The following is a 17186-nucleotide window of genomic DNA, read 5'->3' as shown; positions in this document are numbered from 1 at the left end:
CGTCCTGAAAAGGTTAAACTTCCGCTTTAGGAGACCGAGAAGCTACTTCCCTCGGCCCAGCCACAACAAACTATTAATAAGCAACTGGTTTTGTGTATCGTTATCAAAGGTGTAAGATAAGGTACGGTCGGTGCCCCCGTCATAGTCCATATCATTATGGCCCATATTGAAGTAAACCATGCGGTATTTTTTGTTTGTCCATACAACAGGATAATAGCCGCTGTGCCAAATCTCATGTGGTTTAGGACCATTACCCAGCGGGAAACTGGTTGAATCCACGGATAATAAAATATCGATATCCGGATTTTTACGCAAATCATGCTCCCAGCGATACCACTCGTTGGGTTGTGTTTTAAAAGTTACCGGTATGCCTTTGGTTACCGGGTGTTTGGTATCCTCAACCCTTAAAATAGCGGGTGTAGGGTGCCATGTATTGCTTGCATACTGCCCAGATCCCAGGAACTCGTTGTGATACCAGTTCCAGTTTTGAGGATAATCTGATGGTGTAAGCGCAAAGGCCGAGAAATGAAACCCCATCCAGCAGCCGCCGTTTTTCATATATTGTTCAAACGCGGCACGTTGCGCAGGATCATCCGGCCGGGTATCTAAAAACAGTACTACCTGGTATTTTGCCAGGAAAGCAGCATTCATATTGCTCCAATTGCTGGTAGAATCGTAGGTAAAATTGTATTTTTTACCCATTTCGGGGAAACGTTTATTGGCCTCGTGCATAAAACTGATGTGTGCCTTATCGTTACGGCCGGTATAAAAAGCTATTACTTTAAAAGGCTTGTTCTTTTGCGCGTGTGCCGCATAAAAACCAAGGCAAAATATACAAAGCACAGTTGCCTGTACAGCAAGTTTCGACATACTGCGGATAGTCATGGTTGATGTGTTGGTTTACTACCATAAAACTAATCATTTTATTTAAAATGAACAGACGCCTGCATACTAAGATTTAAAGTAGCCATGCATCAAACCGGTGAAATCTGGTACAATCGCTAAAATATAAAACAAAAAAACAGCCGCTGCATTACTGCTGGCGGCTGCCCCTAAGCTATTGTCCCTGATTACATAACTTATTGTTCAAAAGTATCCTATCTGTATGTTAAAACAATCAGGAATATTACGGATTTACCATGCGGGTTTTACGGTTTTATAACCGGGGAATTTACGTGCAAACACGGATACACCAAATAAAAATGCCTGGCTTTCCGGGCAACCAGGCATGGGATATTAAATATAGGTTTACGGGTTAGTATCTTAGTTACAAGATACTAATTTTTCAATAAAAATCAATTATCATAAGTAAAAAGAAAATATATTTTTAATTATAGTTAATTAATCATCTCCAAATTACCCAAAAAGGGTTATTAAAGCATAATATTAACTATAAACCAAAATAATCGTCGATACGTTTGCCTATTATTTGCAGGGGAATTTTATGATTGCCAAAGCGATGCTCAACCACCTCCCAGCAATCGGCGCCAACCTTAGTTATGGTATGAAATGAAGAGTGGTTAAAGACGCTAAAAACTGTAGTTTTTCCTATAGCCGACTGTATAACCTTATAGGTTCTTTGATCAACTTTTAATTCAAATGACTCCATTGTATAGTTTACCAAAACTATCACCGGCAGCGTTCATATGCAAGTGTAATTACCCCGTGTTTTAACCCATAGCACAATAGGTGTTTTAACGGGGTGCCAGGATAGATTAAAAAGGCATGGCCCGCACCAGCTTTAAAATATTTTGCTTTACCGCCGGGTCATTATCAATAATTTGCTCCAATTCCATGTCAGATGCTACGTGTACAATCACAAAATTACGCGCCTGGTTCCAAAAGTTGCCGCTGAGCAAAACTTTCCCGGCGTTTTTAAGGCGCTGATAATAAATAATGCGCTCGGCCATGCAGGTATCATTAACCTGGTTTTCTTCAAAAAACAACATTACATGGTGTGGGTTCTTATAGTCTGATGCTGGTGTCATAAATGATGAATCGCTTTTTTTATTAAATATTATTACAGGCCACCTCGGTAAGTATATTGCCAGGGGCATTAAAATAAAACCCATAGCCGCCGCGCATACTGGCCGGGGCCTGCCCTACTTCAAAACCACCTTGCGAAAGCCGGTTATGTATCGCTGTCACCTTTTCCCGGCTATCTACAAAAAAACCAATATGAAATGCATCCGGAAATACGGAATTGCCGGCGCGGTTAAAACTATTGGCCATTAATACCAGCGTAAACCCATCGGTTCCCTGCAATATGGCAATCTGGTTGTCTCCCTTTTTGCTGGTACATTCAAAATCAAAATATTGCTCAAAAAAAGCGCAGCTGGCGGCAACATCGGTAACAGGCAGGTTGATATGGTTAAGTTTCATAGGTATTTAGCTTCTTTTTTTGAATATTCTTCTTTAACAAGTCATTTTTTTAGGGCTTAAGCGCTTTTAAAACCAATTGAAGCGTTTGCAACATCAACTCGTCGCTGAGTTTAAAAGTGCTGTTTACATAGGTACGCCCCTGGAAATGGAATTTTATCAGTTGATATAAAGGTGCAAAAGCAATTGACCAGTACACCTCAAACGGCAGCGAAACAAGCTGTTTCTTTTTGATAGCATTTTGCATAAACGGTCCCAACACCGATCCGAAGTTTTTTGTGATGGTTTTAGTTGCCTCTTCATAATACTGGGTATAACGCATAATTTCGATAAACTCCATCTCGAGGGGGAAGTTTATAAAATATGCCATACGGTTGCGCCATTGTATTTGTAATCCTTCGGCAAAATCCATTTCCGGGCTAAAATCTTTAAAGCTGTAATCCATCATTTTGCCGGCAACTTCTATACCCAATTGAACTATTAAATCGTCTTTATCTTTATAATAAATGTAAATGGTAGCCGGCGACACACCCGCAGCCTTAGCAAGTTTATTTACACCAAAACCGTCAACACCATGTTCAACTATCATTTCTATAGCTTTTTGGCGTATCAATAACTCCTTGTTTTCATCGCGCGGTCTCATACAACAAATATAAGTGAGCGTTCGCTTATTTAAAAATATATTTTTCTTTTTTCCAAATATCAAAATCCCTATTCAAAAACTATTATTTTGCACTATGAACATCCTGCGTTCCCTTGTAGTTTTCGTACTTGCCGGTTTATGCGAAATTGGCGGCGGCTATCTTATCTGGCAATGGTTAAAACAAGATAAACCACTTTGGTATGGTATTTTGGGCGGCATTATACTGGCGGGATACGGTATAGTGGCAACATGGCAATCGGCTGGCTTCGGCCGGGTTTATGCTGCCTATGGTGGTATTTTTATACTAATGGCGCTGATATGGGCCTGGCGGGTTGATGGGTTTAAGCCCGACAAGTATGACATAATTGGCGCCATGATAGCTTTGGCAGGCGCCTGTATTATAATTTTCACACCACGCGCTAAATAAATACCGGCAACACCTTTCAAAACACCGGCAGCATACTTTAAGCTGATTAAATTAACGGCATACGGTACTTGTTGGCCGTCAAAAAAAATATTTCATACAAAATGCAACCAACAGGCAAACAAACCTTGGTTTGATTTGTACTACAGTTAAATTTTAATTTTTATTTAAATCATAAAGAAATAATCACTACCTTAGTATTATCATACTAAATGTTAATAATTATGGAAAAATTAATAATATTGAGAATGTTTTTTTGCTTCCCGTTATTCGGGTTGCTATTGCCGGACGCGGGCATTTTACTGACAAAAAACACTGGCAGCATACCTTTAAGCCACATTGGTATCGAAATCGGGCTCATTTTTTGCATCCTGATTTGTACTGCTATCATCAGTTATGGTAAAAAAAGAGGTCAAATATTGGAAGAGTAATACAAAATAAGCCTCTTTGTCCTTAAAAACTACCGGCATCAATTTGGTACAGTCCACGCCGCACAGCTACAAATGGGGCTATTATGCCCCAAATTTCCTCCCCACTTTATTTCCATGGGTATTTTAGCATGAATTTTAATGAATCGGCTTTCGGTATGGCCTTTGCTCTACCGATATCGGTATTTTTGTCGATATTTGATTAGCAGCCATTTCTTAAATGAAAAAAGTCCTATTCCTCTTACTTTTACCTATTACTACATTTGCCCAAACGGCCGGCACCTATATTCAAAACGGAAACGCCAGGGCTAATGAAAAAGATTATAAGGCGGCTGTTCAGAATTTCACCCGTGCCATCGAATTAAACGATAAAAGCAGCGATGCCTATTTTTATCGCGCAAATGCAAACGGCAACCTCCGTGATTTTAAATCGGCCATTGCCGATTACGCCAAAACCGTTGAATTAAAGCCAGATTTTACAACCGCTTATTTTTATAAAGCTAATGCCGAAAGTAATATACAAGATTACCAGGCTGCCATCGACGATTTTAACAAGGCAATTGCATTAGGACCAAAAACGGCCGAAATGTTCCTCTATCGCGGCAACGCAAAATCCAATCTGAAGGACTATGCCGGCGCCATTGCCGATTTTACAATAGCGTTACAGCTATCGCCCGATAAGGCCGAAATTTACGAATACCGCGGCCTTGCTAAAAACAACAAAGGAAACTATGCTGCTGCCATTGACGATTATGATATCGCTATTAAATTAAATCCTAAAAAAAGCGCCGTTTATGGGTACCGGGCCGGCGCAAAAGCCAGCATAGGCGATCAAAGCGGGGCCGTGACCGATTATACAACGGCCATCAGCATGAACCCTCAAAACGCCGAGGCCTACTTATATCGCGCAAACGCCAAAGCCAATTTGCAGGATTTTAAAGGGGCTATTGAAGATTATAAAATGGCCGCATCTATAAACCCCGAGCTCAAAAACGTTTTTCTTTACCTGGCCAACGCCCAAAGCAAAATGGGCGACAACAAAGGTGCGCTTGATTATTTTAATAAATCAATTGAACAACACCCCCGGTTTGGGCTACTATACCTTTACCGCGGTATTGTTGAAAGCAACACGAAAAATTATACCGCTGCTATGGATGACTTTGACAAATCGATTTTGCTGGGTAACAAGACTGCCGAAACCTACCAAAGCCGCTCATACGCAAAGCTATCTGCAGGCGATGCTTCGGGAGCTAAGCTGGATGCCGATACCGCGATAGCTATTGACCCTAAAAATATTAATGGCTACATAAGCCGCAGCAAAGCAAAACTGGCCATGAAGGATACAACCGGCGTAATGGCCGACCTGGCCCTGGCAATAACAATTAACGGCAAAAGCGACGAAGCCTACCTGGTGCGCGGCGATACCCACCGCGATCTTGGCGATATGACAGCCGCCATAAATGATTATACAAAAGCCATACAGGTAAACCCCAATTACACCTACGCCTATTTAAACCGCGCTATTGAAAAGGATAAAATGAATGATAAAAATGGCGCGGTAAAGGATTTCGAAAAACTAATAAACATAGCGCCTAAAAAAGAAGAGGCTTACGTACGCCTGGGCAAGGTGACCGATTTTTATAAATATACAACTAACGGCGTACAACTATTTACAGCAGCCATTGCCTTAAACCCGGCCAACTCAAATTTTTACCTGCACCGTGGCGAGGCCAAAGCAACTGCCGGCGATATTGCCGGCGCCATGGCCGATTATGATACCGGCCTGGCCAAAGATCCAAAAAACACAGCCATATTGCTTAAACGCGGGTTGGTTAAGGCCGGCAAGGAGGATTATACGGGCGCCATGGCCGATTTTAATACATCGTTAAAAATCGATTCTATATCTGATGCTGCCGCGTTACCTTATCAAAACAGGGGTTATATAGAAACCAAGCAGGGCAACTATAAAGCCGCGATGAAAGATCTTGATAAGGCAGTTTCTATATTTTCAAACGAGGAAACATTTTTATTCAGGGGCGATTTAAAACTCATTTTAAAAGATTATACCGGCGCCGCTGATGATTATCATAACGCGGTTTATATTAACCCCGCCTATGTAAAGGCACTGGCCCATAGCGGTATTGCCAAAAGTTACCTGGGCGATGCACAAGGCGTTACCGACGATTTTACAGCAGCCTTAAAAGCCGACCCAAACAACGCAGATACCTATGCCGACCGTGCCGCGGCCAAAGTAAATTTAAAAGATGCCACCGGTGCCGTTGCTGATTGTAACCAGGCCATAAGGCTTAACCTTAAACACGCCCGCGCCTACCTGCAACGTGGCCTGGCCGAAATAGCCCTTAACGACAAGGCTGATGCCTGCGCCGACATGAACAAAGCCGCCGAATTTGGCTCGAAAGACGCGCCTGCCATTATAGCTAAATATTGCAAATAGTTCATGGTTGATGGTTCATTGTTCATGGCAAAAGTTTAAGATAATATCAATTTGCAAGGCTTGAATTGACTTCGGCCTGAAGCTCAAAATAAAAAAGAATGGCTTTTAACCTGTTTATTACAACCTGCGCCAGGCAACCTCGGCAATAACAGCCTGCCCGCCCTGGGTAGTGTGCGTTACCACATATTTAATTTGACTGCCCGTATAGGTGTATGAGCGCTTTTGTACAGTACCCTCCCAATTAGGGAACGATGCATGGGCTATGTTAAAAACAATGGTTTTGCTTTTTTCATCAACCAAATACCTGCCGAAATGCGCGTTGCTACCCTGTACCATTGCCGCATTTTCTTCGGGTGTACTCTTATTTTTATCACCCGATGCAACCTGCGTCCGTAATGCTTTATAAATCTGGATGGCGTAGTTTCCCTGAGCATCAAATATCAGCAGCCCCTGCGGGTTATCGCCATAAGGATGTACCCTGCTGCCATCCGGGTAAATGTTATCAACAGATAAAAGCGTCCAGGTACCTGTTAACTCTTCGGTTAACGGCTTCTTATTTTCCTGGGCATGCAAGTTAGTTGCTGCAAAAACAACCAGCAGCATAAATGTTATTTTTTTCATGATTTTTGTTGATTTTTTATCTCTTAATGTTCTACTTGTATAGCTCAAATGTTTCCGTAGTACATCTAAATTCATTCTGATGATGCAAATTTATACAGACATTGGTATGCATCTCCTGTAAGTTTTTTCACTAATTCTGTATTTTTGAATTGATGAAAAAAGAAAATTTATATCGTCCGTTTGAAGTTGATTTTAAGGTATTGGAGCATTTCCCCAAGGTAACAAGGAGCAACAACTTTTTTGAGCTGATCTATATTGTAGACGGCACGGGCGTGCAATTCATCAATAAAAACAAGTTCAATTATCGTAAGGGTAATTTGTTTTTATTAACCCCACAGGATACACATTCTTTTGAAATAAATACGGTAACCAAATTCTTTTTCCTGCGGTTTAATGAATACTACGTGCAAGGTAATGCATCAAAAGATAAAGCGCTGATACAAAGGATGGAGTATATCCTTCAAAATGCAAGTCACCGGCCGGGCTGTATTTTAAAAAACAAAGTTGATAAGCCCTTTATAGCCAGTTTGGTTGAAAATATTATCCAGGAACAAACAAATCAACAAATTTATTGCGATACCATTATTACCCAGATAGTGAATACCATTATCACGATAGTTGCCCGCAATATAGCACTGAAACTTCCTAAAAACATTAAGGAAAACACCGGCGAAACGGTATTGGAGATTTTGCATTACATACAGGAAAACATATTCGACCCCAAAAAGCTGAGGGCCGAAAACCTGGGGCGGCACTTTGGCATCTCGTTAAGCTACCTGGGCCGTTATTTTAAGAAACAAACCGGCGATACGTTACAGCAGTACATTTCGATGTATAAAATAAGACTGATTGAAATGAGGTTGTTACACAGCGATATGCGTATAAACGAAATTGTTAACGAGCTCAATTTTGCCGATGAAAGCCATCTTAACAAAATATTCAAAAAATATAAAGGCCTGAGTCCCACCGAGTACAAAAAGCAATTTTGCTGATAATGTATAGAAGCTAAAAGCAGAATGCACAAAGCTTAAAGCTAACTCATTGATTTCTATTTGATAAAAGAACATATGTGAAATTAATTAGGAGATCTTATATACTACAGAATATAAAATAAAAAAGCCGGGCATCTTCACGAAGCCCGGCCACTATATTTTTAATTTTACTTGTTAACCCGCTTTTCTATCATTGCCCTGCAGCTGTTGGCGCAATTCTTTTAGCTCCATTTCATAAGCGCGCATCCTGGCCTGAAGAATATCTACTTCGGTGCGCATCATTTGTATTTCGGTAATTAGCTTGGCCGACTCGGGTTTATTGATTTTTTTTTCGCCTGTGCCAAGGATGAGCCATTCGGGCGAGTATTTAAGCTGAAAACAAAGTTTGCGAATAAGGTAATAACTGATGTCCTGTTTTTTGTTTACCACCTTGCTGATAAAACCCTGGTCTACACCAATAGCAGTGGCCAGGCCCATTTGGCCGCCATGCTCCTGTACAATTACTTTTAGCCGTTTTATGATTGCTTCGTCAGACATATTATGCCTGCAATAATAAACAATTTGTTTATTAGTTCATTGGTTCACTGGTTCATTAGTTTATTGGTTCATTGGAACGCGGGTATAGTGAACAAAGGGCTTTTTGGCTGAATGCCTTGTATCTATCTTGCAACCCCGCCAGAAAAGACCAATGAACTAATGAACCAATGAACGAACAAACTAATGAACTTCTAACGTGCGCAGTAATTCGCTAAGATGTTTATTGTAGGTGGTAATATTTATCCGGCCCGATTTATAATCAGAAGTAAATTTATGGAGTTGTTGTTCGATATTTACGGGTGCAGCAGTTTTATTGAGAGCATTATTTAACCTATCCAGCTTTTGGCCGAGGCTTTGCATCAGCAGCAATGGTTCAACATCGCTGGTTTGATGTAGTATTTTATTTACTTTACGGCGTTGTTGTTTATCAAAATGTAATATTAAAAATACAGCAGCCGATCCCAGGATTACGAAAAAGTAAAAAGCGTCCATAACATTAAAATAAATTTGAATACTACTGTTAATACGCTTAATTGAAACTATTGGTTACGGCTTATTTAATAAAAGTTGTTAACAGCTTAATGAATGGTTAAATAAAGGCCCGGCTTTTGACACTTTATAATTGTTTTATTACGCTGTAATTTAGCCCGGGTGCTTTTAAAATTTGATTTAAAAAGCAGTACTTTGTATCGTACTTAATATGGCGAAAACAAAACACCATTTTAAAACGCTTATAACGATATGAAACCAGGAGACAAGGTAATTTGCATTAACGATAAGATAGATCCCGAAAAAAGCGAAGAGATACGCCGCGATTTTGAGATTTGGATAACCCGGGATAAGGAATATACCATTCGCGAGATACTGGATAATAATGGCATTGTCACCGGCGTATTACTGGAAGAAGTGCACAATTTCCCCAAATTTTTTAAACTGATAAATCGTTTCCAGGAGCCCGCATTTGCCCAGTGGCGTTTCCGCAAACTCAATTATGCCAGCCAGCCGGCAGAGGCACTAAGCGAAGTAGAGGAATTGATAGAGCAACTGGAAAAAGAACAACAACAGGTAAAAGTAAAATAAGCCCGCAGAAATCACCTATTACTGGTGATCAAATTATTAAACCGGAAGCGAATTGATGGCAGTTAAAATCAGCACGATAAATGTTAAACGTGCTGATTTTAATTCATTTTTTGGTGCACACTGAAGAATAAACCTCGATAATAGCGTACCGTATTCAAACCGGTTGATGCCATTTTCAATATGTATATAATTCCAAATGGCATAAATCAATCATAGGTACCAGCAGCCTCTGTTTCTACAAGTTGAGTAAGTATAGCTTTTAATGTTGCTTCGCGCGCCCATTGTTGCTCAACGCCCGAAGCATCTTCCTGGTACCATTTAAGCGGGCTGTTAATTTCAATACGGGCTTTGTAAACAAAGTTTTTTGTGGGGTGCATTTTGCTGCCTTCATAGCTGTTAAGATTCTCGGCCCTGATTATTTTTGCAAAATCACGGACCCTTACATCCAGCAGCAAACATTCATCCAGCGAGTTTTTAAAATCCTGTTTGTCCTCCAGCCATAAAACCAAGGCATCATCGGTAAGTTCGTGATCGGCAATAGCTATGCGGCTATAATCATAATCAACAGATATAATCATCCACCATAGCTGGTCTTTTAGTTTTTGTGTAATTTTCATTTTTTGATAGTTTATTGGTTCACTGGTTCATTAGTTCATTGGTTATTATGCCGTTATCGTGTAAACTATTGCAACTTTGCTAACTGCAAACCGGCAACGGCAAGCTGCTTAACGGAAAGCGGGCAGCCAGCCGGGGTTGTATTTTTGAATGGCAATAATTTCTTTGCTTAGCTTTTGGCAGGCGGCCAGGTAAGCCTGGTAACGCAGCAGCGGCTCGGGCAAATCGATATTATCATTATTGGAGTCTGGTGAAAATACCACTGTTGTATTTGGTTGATTTAGTGCAGAGTAGGCAATGTGCATATGTGTAGATTTTGGTTTATTTTAGATTTTCTGTAATTAATCGATTAAATATTTCTGTATTATATTTCTGTAAATTCCACGTAATTAAATTTGTTTTTGATTTAATTTGTTTTAAATTAGCAAAAGAGAACAGGACAAATATAAAGAATTATCTTTAATATAATCAAGAAAAATCTGTAAAAAAATATTCACTATGGATGATGCATTAAAACCAAACAAAATCAAAACCATTCGCCCGGAGACGCTGGAGTTTATTATATTATATACTCAATTGAAGGGGAAAGCATTTGCAGGCAACGCGCAACTTGCAGAAGCGTTAGGTTTTAACTCGCCCAGTTCCATCACCGAAATTGTAAAGAGCAGGCAAAATATCGACCCGGATAAATTCAGAATTTTTAAAGAAAAATACAAAGAGTTTATATCAGGCGAACATAAGATCATAAATAAAGAAAAAAATACAGAAAATAAAGCAAAGGAAGGCATTCCAATGTATGAAATTATTGCAACCGCCTCGGGTGTCGAGGTCTATAATGATATAAATGATTCCCAACCTGTTGGGCGTATGAACTTTCCGGGTATCGAGGATTGCGATTTTGCATTGCCCGTTTGGGGGCACTCCATGTACCCGTACCTGGAGAACGGATGTTGGGTAGCCTTAAAAATTATTCACGATAAGAAAATATTACCCGGAGAGGTATATTACATTGAATGGGGCGATTATCGCATGTATAAAAGGCTGCTGGCCGGCGATAAGCCGGATGAGGTGATAGCACACTCAGATAATACTACCGAGATGGTTGGCAACCGCCTGAAGTACGCCCCCTTCCCTATCAACGTTACCGATATCAAAAAGCTTTGCCTGGTAAAAGACATTCATAAAAAACATAATCATTAATAGGGAAATAATATATATGGAGATTTTGGGTATACAGATATTGCATTCAAGCTATTGGAGCACTCATCCTGAAAATGATACAGTCGAGATCTGTTTTCACGCTCTCAACCAGTTCGTCAACTTCGGCCTGGGATAGGCCTTCCCTGAAGTCATTCCGGCTGGTATCACTCAAATATTGCAGGTAAGGGGCAATCATAAGGTTGTGCTTTTTATTTAAACGATTGCCATCGTAAGCCACCATTTTAAACATCTTATCAAGGTGCGCAAAATAGTTGCGCTTAGTTAAGCCCTCGATATCAGCCGATTCCCTTTTTATTTGCTTCAAAAATTCTTCGGGAATCATATTTTATTATTTACCTTTAATGCCCGCTATTTATATACCCCGGCAAAGATATAAACAAACGGACTACTACCCTGCAATAATCGATTTATATTGCACCGGTATTTGTATTAAAATAAAAGCTTAAACCCTTATAAAATTCCTAAAAGTTGTATAACAATTTAATAAGCACTTCGTTTATCTAATATAGCAACACATTATGGCAAGCAGGGCATCACAATTTATCTCCCACCAACTCAGCGTTGGCAGTGCCTTGCAAAACATTCTCTTTTACGGAATGCTGGCTTTTTTAGTTTGCCTGGTAATAGCGCAGCTGCAAACTAAGCATGCACATGGTCGGCACCGATCAATTTCAAAATAAAACAACAACTATCATTTGCGTGGCGATGGCAATTATCCACTGTAAATTTATTGTGGTGTTTATTCCATATAAGTGTATTAATTTTAATTTCACCAATTAATCTGCCATGCTTAACTTTAATTATGCTTATCAGGCTCGCTACCTTTAATGACATTCCTTTTATAATGCAGCTTATTGCCGGCGTTATCCCGGGCATGATTGCTTCGGGCAACCTTCAGTGGGACAATGCCTACCCCAATACCGGCGTTTTCACCGATGATATAGCACAGGGATGCCTTTGGGTGGCCGAAATAGATAGCCTTATTGCCGGCGTTGCCGCCATAACCACCAACCAGGAGCCCGAATACGCTCAGGCAGGCTGGGATATTACCGAAACTGCAATTGTTACCCACAGGCTTGCAGTACTCCCCCGGTATCGTGACCGGGGTATAGCCGCCGCTTTATTACAACAGGCCGAACTGGAAGCGATTAGCCGCGGTATAAAAACACTACGAATTGATACCAACATGCATAACCAGGCTACACAAAAGCTATTCCCTAAATTAGGATACATTTTTGCCGGAGAAATTAACCTGGGTTTCAGGCCGGGGCTAACATTTTATTGCTACGAAAAAAGGCTTGATTAAAGCATTTGTTGTCACGTAAAAAATTACCGGCAAACGCCAATAAATACCGGAATTATCGGCTATAAACCACTTAATAACTGGCGTTTGCCAAATAGTTATTAACATTTGACCAATTTATTAACACATATTAAACATTCATACACAATAGCCATATATTTATTTCAGCCAATGCCACAGCTAATACTCCAAAGCCGGGCAAACTAAATTATAAACGAAGAGAAGAATAAAGATGGATCCTGTAATGTCGCTTTTAATTAGTGGTATCGTTGCCGCAATTATTTTAGTAATGTTCAACAAACAACAAGTTAGTAAAGTAAGTAACAACATTTATACAGATGATGTGCAACAACTTTACCTGCTTACCGCTGCCGAATATAAAATCAACGCGTTGGAAAATCAGCAACAGCTTAGGCAGGGTACACCAGAAAACAAATCCAACGTTTTGTCAGACATCGAATTTGACATAGCGCAACTGACCCAAGCCTTTAACGAAGGTAAAATTCAGTTAAATGAGCTAAATAGCAAACTCGATAACTTATTGGATAAATTCGGCGTTAATAGTGCCGAATTATCGCAGGCCTGCTAATTTACTTTACCCAAATAAAAAACGACTTGCTTTAAGCAGCGGGCTTTGCTTATTTTGCTTTTATCCTGTTATCTTATAACAACTACATACCCGGATAATTTTGCGTGCCCTTTTTGGGGCTCGATGATATAATAGTACGTTCCGGATGGTACAATACCGCTATTGTAATTTCCGTTCCAGGCCTGTTTATAATCTACCGATCTGAATACCGAAATACCATGACGGTTAAACACGTTTACTATGCATCCCGGATAATTTGCCAGCGCCGGTATGCTCCAGGTATCATTACGGCCATCGCCATTGGGCGTAAATGCATTGGGTATAACTATGGGCGCTATGATACAACCAGCTTCGGGCTTAAGGCTTACATCGATGATGTTTGATTGGGCCGGCGTGGGGGCAACACATTTGCCATACGTAGTCATAACACAATACACCTGGTCGCCATCAGCTAACATCTTAGTAGTATAAGTATCGCTGTTGCTTACCAGTGCGCCATTTAAATACCATAAGTACGTTGGCACACCGCTACCGGTTTGATAGTTTGCCGGTGTAGGTGTAAAAGTTATTTCTTTACCCTGGCATACAGGCATAGGCACTGATGCCGCTATAGTAACCGTACTCACCTGAACAGGATCGGCAATAATATTTGCAACTTCAGATATCGGCGAGGAAACAGGTGTGCAACCATCGCTATTTACAACCACGCACGTTACTTTATCGCCCCCGGCCAACGTACTGGTGGCATACACACTGCCCGGATTATTAATTTGCTGCCCGTTTACCATCCATTGGTAAGTTGGGTTACTACCCGCGTTAGTGGCCATGGCGGTGAAAGAAAGCGCAGCTCCCGAACACGAGCTGACTGTACCGTTCGGATTAATACTAACCGTTGGCAAAATAACCGGCTTTATCAGCACTTTAATTATGTTTGATTGAACAGGTGCAGGCGTAACACATTTACCATACGTAGTCATAAGGCAATATACCTCGTCACCGTCGGTAAGGGTATTAGTTGTATAAGTATCGGCACTGCCAACCGGAGCGCCATTCAAATACCAAACATAGGTAGGTAAGCCTTCAGATGTTTGATAATTGGCAGGCAACGGGGTAAAAGTAACCGTGCTGGCTGCACATATGGGTATAGCAACCGATGAACTAATGGTTACGGTACTTACCTGTACCGGTGTTATAATAATATTTGCCGGTGCCGATACCTGTGAAACAATTGGTGTGCAGCCATCATTGTTGATAACCACACAAGTTATCCTGTCGCCGTTGGCCAAGGTATTAGTGGTATAAGTTTTGCCGGCGTTGTTAACAACCGGCAAGCCGTTTAAAAGCCATTGATAAGTTGGATTAAGGCCTTCATTTACTGCTATAGCCGTAAACACAAAACTACCGCCCGAGCAGCCGCTAATGTCACCTGTCTTATCAATACTTACCGTTGGGGGGGCGGCGTCGGGCTTATAAGATACCCTGAGTGTATTTGACGTAGCTGGTGCACTGCAAAGCAAGTCCGCAGCCGTTACGGTACAGGTAACTGCGTCATTGGCCTGTAAAGTACTACTGTTGAAAACTGCGTTATCGGTTCCTGCATTTGCCCCGTTTACCTGCCATTGATATGCAGGATTGGCACCTGCATTGGCTGCCGTAGCATTAAAAGATACTAACTGACCGGCACACGGTATATTAACCTGGTTGATGACAACCGTTGGCGTTGCCGCGGGGTTAACTTTTATGGTAAAAGTAACCGGTTTACCGGCACACATTGAGCCTGTGGCAGAATTTGGTGTAACCGTTACAGTGGCGATTAAAGGCAGACTGGTTTTATTAATAGCTGTAAAAGATATATTTCCTGTACCGCCAGCCGGCAGGCCAATGGCCGGGTTATTATTTGTCCAGCTATAAACATCGCCGGTACCCGTAAAAACTATGGGCGAAGTTACCGCGCCTTCGCAATAAGGCTGCGGGTTTATAACCGGCTCAACTACTGGTAATTTATTTACCTGGGCGGTAAGCGGCACATTAACATTTTCTGCACCAACTGATGATAATATCAAATTGCCTGCATGTGTTGCGGCAGTCAGATTTTCTTTTAATTTCAGATAAAGTGTTATGGGCTTAACTTTATTGCTCTGCAATACCAGGAACATAAAATCATTATAACCCGCCGCAGGACTTGCGGAAACCTGGAAACCGGCCGGAGGCGCAACATCTATATTTGAAGCTAAATTTGTACCCTCAACCGTAAACTGCAAGTAAGGTGAAGGTGAGCCCTCGCAAATATTTATATCACCGGTTACTGCCGAAGCCGTAATGTTGCCCACAAATTCCCTTACTTCAATGTTTAGCGTAAAGCTGCTGCTCCCTCCGGCGTTGTAAGCTGTAACAACATAATCGGTAGCTGGCCATATCACTGTTGGCGTTCCAGTTATAATGCCCGTTTTAGGATCAAACACCAAACCTGTTGGCAGCGCCTTATCAATAGTGTAGCCAGTAGTTATTACTTTTTTTAAATAATTGCCGTCAAATTCAGATACAATCAAATTCCCATCGGGGCCCAAAGTTATGCCTGCCGGGCTACTAAAATAAACACCTGTTCCAACCCCACTCTGGGTGCCCCTTGGCCCTCCGCCTGCAATGGTAGTAACCACCTGGTCGGGGGTTATTTTCCTTATTGTACCATTACCCCGGTCGGCTACGTACAGGTTTCCAGATTTATCAATTGTGATACCGGTTGGGAAAGCAAACTTTGCTGCCGTACCCGTACCGTCGCCGGCACCAAATGTACCGCTGCCGGCAAAAGTTGTTACATCGCCAAAAGGGCTTACTTTTCTTATAACATTACCTCCTTGTTCGGCAATATATAGGTTGCCTGTAGCATCAACCACAATCCCTGCCGGTTGTTTAAAGCTTGCTGTATTGTATTTTCCATCCACGGTGGCTGCCGTACCGCTACCCACAAATGTATATACATAGCCTGTAGGCGAAATTTTACGAATAAGGTTACTACCGTCAGATACATAAAGGGTACCGGCAGCATCTATAGCTATGGCATTAGGGTTAATAATACTGGCAGCCGTACCTTGCCCATCCAGGGGCGTACCAATTAGTAAGCCGCCTGCAAATACGGTTATTGTACCATCAGGTACTATTTTTAATATATTATGGTTACCATAATTGGCTACAAATAAATTACCGGCGGCGTCCCTTACCACGCCATACGGGAGGTTAAATTTGGGAGAAGCAAAATTTGGCCCTCCCGGAATTCCATCAGGCGCCAGGGTTGACACCATACCCTGCGGGGTAATTTTACGGATACGGTAATTATCGGCATCGGCAAGGTAAATATTGCCTTCAGCATCAGTCGCCATTCCATACGGCTCTGTAAACTGTGCCTGGTTGGCGCTGCCATCCTGCGCGCCATGTAAACCGGTGCCGGCCAGCACATCGGTTTGGCCGTAAATGGTCGCGGGCACCTCGCCGCCGGTATTAGTTGGCTTCAACGCCGTTATAACTGTATTAATCTTGTAAACATTTGGTGTTGGATAACTGATATCCGGGGCCTGGCCAAAAGATATGATTGCCGTAAATAACAGCAAAACTAAAATAGCCGATACTTTTACAGACGCCTGCACTTGTTTAGGCTAATTTGTAAAACAACCAAAGCACTAAGGGCTTATAAGTGCCAAATTTAAAAGATTTGTATAGGTTAGGCATATAATATAATTTAAATATGAAAGCCGAAGAAATTGGTATTATAAGTAATACTAAATTAGGCATTTATCTATCAGATAATCAAATTTAAAACCTTGCATTTAAACAAGAAAAACAGGGCGGGCTTAACCCCAATTTTCGGACACAAAAAAGCCGGACATAGCCCGGCTCATATCTAA

The 17186-nt window shown here is 41.3% G+C and carries 20 protein-coding genes; 8 read left to right on the top strand and 12 right to left on the bottom strand.

Annotated elements, in window-relative coordinates; genetic code table 11:
* Nucleotides 1-42: 42 nt before the first annotated feature.
* From PQ469_RS06700 to PQ469_RS06680, 5 genes are all read right to left on the bottom strand, one after another.
* The gene (locus PQ469_RS06700) at nucleotides 43-885 is read right to left on the bottom strand and encodes a ThuA domain-containing protein (RefSeq protein WP_274212246.1); all 843 of its coding nucleotides are present in this window, start codon (nucleotides 883-885) and stop codon (nucleotides 43-45) included.
* A 505-nt stretch (nucleotides 886-1390) separates the two neighbouring features.
* Nucleotides 1391-1609: a hypothetical protein gene (locus tag PQ469_RS06695; protein WP_090651090.1), complete on the bottom strand. Its 219-nt coding sequence runs from the start codon at nucleotides 1607-1609 to the stop codon at nucleotides 1391-1393.
* A 106-nt stretch (nucleotides 1610-1715) separates the two neighbouring features.
* Nucleotides 1716-1988, bottom strand: a complete 273-nt coding sequence (locus PQ469_RS06690; RefSeq protein ID WP_274212245.1) for a YciI family protein — start codon at nucleotides 1986-1988, stop codon at nucleotides 1716-1718.
* A gap of 22 nt (nucleotides 1989-2010) precedes the next feature.
* Nucleotides 2011-2382 (bottom strand): VOC family protein, encoded by a 372-nt coding sequence (locus PQ469_RS06685; RefSeq protein WP_274212244.1) that lies wholly within the window; start codon nucleotides 2380-2382, stop codon nucleotides 2011-2013.
* Nucleotides 2383-2431: 49 nt separating this feature from the next.
* Nucleotides 2432-3022, bottom strand: a complete 591-nt coding sequence (locus tag PQ469_RS06680) for a TetR/AcrR family transcriptional regulator (protein ID WP_090651093.1) — start codon at nucleotides 3020-3022, stop codon at nucleotides 2432-2434.
* Between the two features lie 94 nt (nucleotides 3023-3116).
* On the opposite strand from PQ469_RS06680, the gene PQ469_RS06675 reads away from it, so the two are divergent.
* The 3 genes from PQ469_RS06675 to PQ469_RS06665 all read left to right on the top strand — a co-directional run bounded on the left by PQ469_RS06675 (nucleotide 3117) and on the right by PQ469_RS06665 (nucleotide 6329).
* A complete protein-coding gene (locus tag PQ469_RS06675) occupies nucleotides 3117-3449 on the top strand; it encodes a YnfA family protein (protein WP_090651094.1) in 333 nt (110 codons plus the stop codon).
* A gap of 221 nt (nucleotides 3450-3670) precedes the next feature.
* Entirely contained in the window at nucleotides 3671-3877 is a 207-nt protein-coding gene (locus PQ469_RS06670; protein WP_274212242.1) for a hypothetical protein, read from the top strand.
* A 217-nt stretch (nucleotides 3878-4094) separates the two neighbouring features.
* Nucleotides 4095-6329 (top strand): tetratricopeptide repeat protein, encoded by a 2235-nt coding sequence (locus PQ469_RS06665; RefSeq protein ID WP_274212241.1) that lies wholly within the window; start codon nucleotides 4095-4097, stop codon nucleotides 6327-6329.
* Between the two features lie 117 nt (nucleotides 6330-6446).
* Here the strand turns inward: PQ469_RS06665 and PQ469_RS06660 are convergent, their stop codons facing one another.
* Nucleotides 6447-6950, bottom strand: coding sequence for a lipocalin-like domain-containing protein (locus PQ469_RS06660; RefSeq protein ID WP_274212240.1), 504 nt, complete (start codon nucleotides 6948-6950; stop codon nucleotides 6447-6449).
* Between the two features lie 152 nt (nucleotides 6951-7102).
* Here PQ469_RS06660 and PQ469_RS06655 point away from each other — a divergent pair, with 152 nt between their 5' ends.
* Nucleotides 7103-7942, top strand: coding sequence for an AraC family transcriptional regulator (locus tag PQ469_RS06655; RefSeq protein ID WP_274212239.1), 840 nt, complete (start codon nucleotides 7103-7105; stop codon nucleotides 7940-7942).
* Between the two features lie 174 nt (nucleotides 7943-8116).
* Here the strand turns inward: PQ469_RS06655 and PQ469_RS06650 are convergent, their stop codons facing one another.
* Together PQ469_RS06650 and PQ469_RS06645 are read right to left on the bottom strand one after the other, a co-directional pair.
* The gene (locus PQ469_RS06650) at nucleotides 8117-8479 is read right to left on the bottom strand and encodes a helix-turn-helix domain-containing protein (RefSeq protein ID WP_090651098.1); all 363 of its coding nucleotides are present in this window, start codon (nucleotides 8477-8479) and stop codon (nucleotides 8117-8119) included.
* Between the two features lie 180 nt (nucleotides 8480-8659).
* Nucleotides 8660-8971, bottom strand: coding sequence for a hypothetical protein (locus PQ469_RS06645; RefSeq protein WP_274212238.1), 312 nt, complete (start codon nucleotides 8969-8971; stop codon nucleotides 8660-8662).
* A 249-nt stretch (nucleotides 8972-9220) separates the two neighbouring features.
* Here PQ469_RS06645 and PQ469_RS06640 point away from each other — a divergent pair, with 249 nt between their 5' ends.
* Entirely contained in the window at nucleotides 9221-9559 is a 339-nt protein-coding gene (locus PQ469_RS06640) for a hypothetical protein (protein ID WP_090651100.1), read from the top strand.
* Nucleotides 9560-9765: 206 nt separating this feature from the next.
* Here PQ469_RS06640 and PQ469_RS06635 read toward each other — a convergent pair whose 3' ends face one another.
* Nucleotides 9766-10176, bottom strand: coding sequence for a hypothetical protein (locus PQ469_RS06635; protein WP_274212237.1), 411 nt, complete (start codon nucleotides 10174-10176; stop codon nucleotides 9766-9768).
* Between the two features lie 108 nt (nucleotides 10177-10284).
* A complete protein-coding gene (locus tag PQ469_RS06630; protein ID WP_274212236.1) occupies nucleotides 10285-10479 on the bottom strand; it encodes a hypothetical protein in 195 nt (64 codons plus the stop codon).
* Nucleotides 10480-10672: 193 nt separating this feature from the next.
* Between PQ469_RS06630 and PQ469_RS06625 the strand changes: the two genes are divergently transcribed.
* Entirely contained in the window at nucleotides 10673-11374 is a 702-nt protein-coding gene (locus PQ469_RS06625; protein ID WP_274212235.1) for a S24 family peptidase, read from the top strand.
* 46 nt (nucleotides 11375-11420) lie between these two features.
* On the opposite strand, the gene PQ469_RS06620 is transcribed toward PQ469_RS06625, so the two are convergent.
* Nucleotides 11421-11717: a hypothetical protein gene (locus PQ469_RS06620; RefSeq protein WP_274212234.1), complete on the bottom strand. Its 297-nt coding sequence runs from the start codon at nucleotides 11715-11717 to the stop codon at nucleotides 11421-11423.
* A 480-nt stretch (nucleotides 11718-12197) separates the two neighbouring features.
* Here PQ469_RS06620 and PQ469_RS06615 point away from each other — a divergent pair, with 480 nt between their 5' ends.
* Both PQ469_RS06615 and PQ469_RS06610 read left to right on the top strand, forming a co-directional pair.
* Nucleotides 12198-12701: a GNAT family N-acetyltransferase gene (locus PQ469_RS06615; protein ID WP_274212233.1), complete on the top strand. Its 504-nt coding sequence runs from the start codon at nucleotides 12198-12200 to the stop codon at nucleotides 12699-12701.
* A gap of 241 nt (nucleotides 12702-12942) precedes the next feature.
* The gene (locus tag PQ469_RS06610) at nucleotides 12943-13287 is read left to right on the top strand and encodes a hypothetical protein (RefSeq protein WP_274212232.1); all 345 of its coding nucleotides are present in this window, start codon (nucleotides 12943-12945) and stop codon (nucleotides 13285-13287) included.
* A gap of 68 nt (nucleotides 13288-13355) precedes the next feature.
* Here the strand turns inward: PQ469_RS06610 and PQ469_RS06605 are convergent, their stop codons facing one another.
* On the bottom strand, nucleotides 13356-16928 hold the full coding sequence (locus PQ469_RS06605) for a T9SS type B sorting domain-containing protein (RefSeq protein WP_274212231.1): 3573 nt from the start codon (nucleotides 16926-16928) through the stop codon (nucleotides 13356-13358).
* Nucleotides 16929-17186: the final 258 nt, after the last annotated feature.

This window comes from Mucilaginibacter sp. KACC 22773, from assembly GCF_028736215.1.
Lineage (GTDB): Bacteria > Bacteroidota > Bacteroidia > Sphingobacteriales > Sphingobacteriaceae > Mucilaginibacter.
Note: the sequence above shows the minus strand (reverse complement) of the source record. Positions and strands in the feature narration are given on the sequence as shown.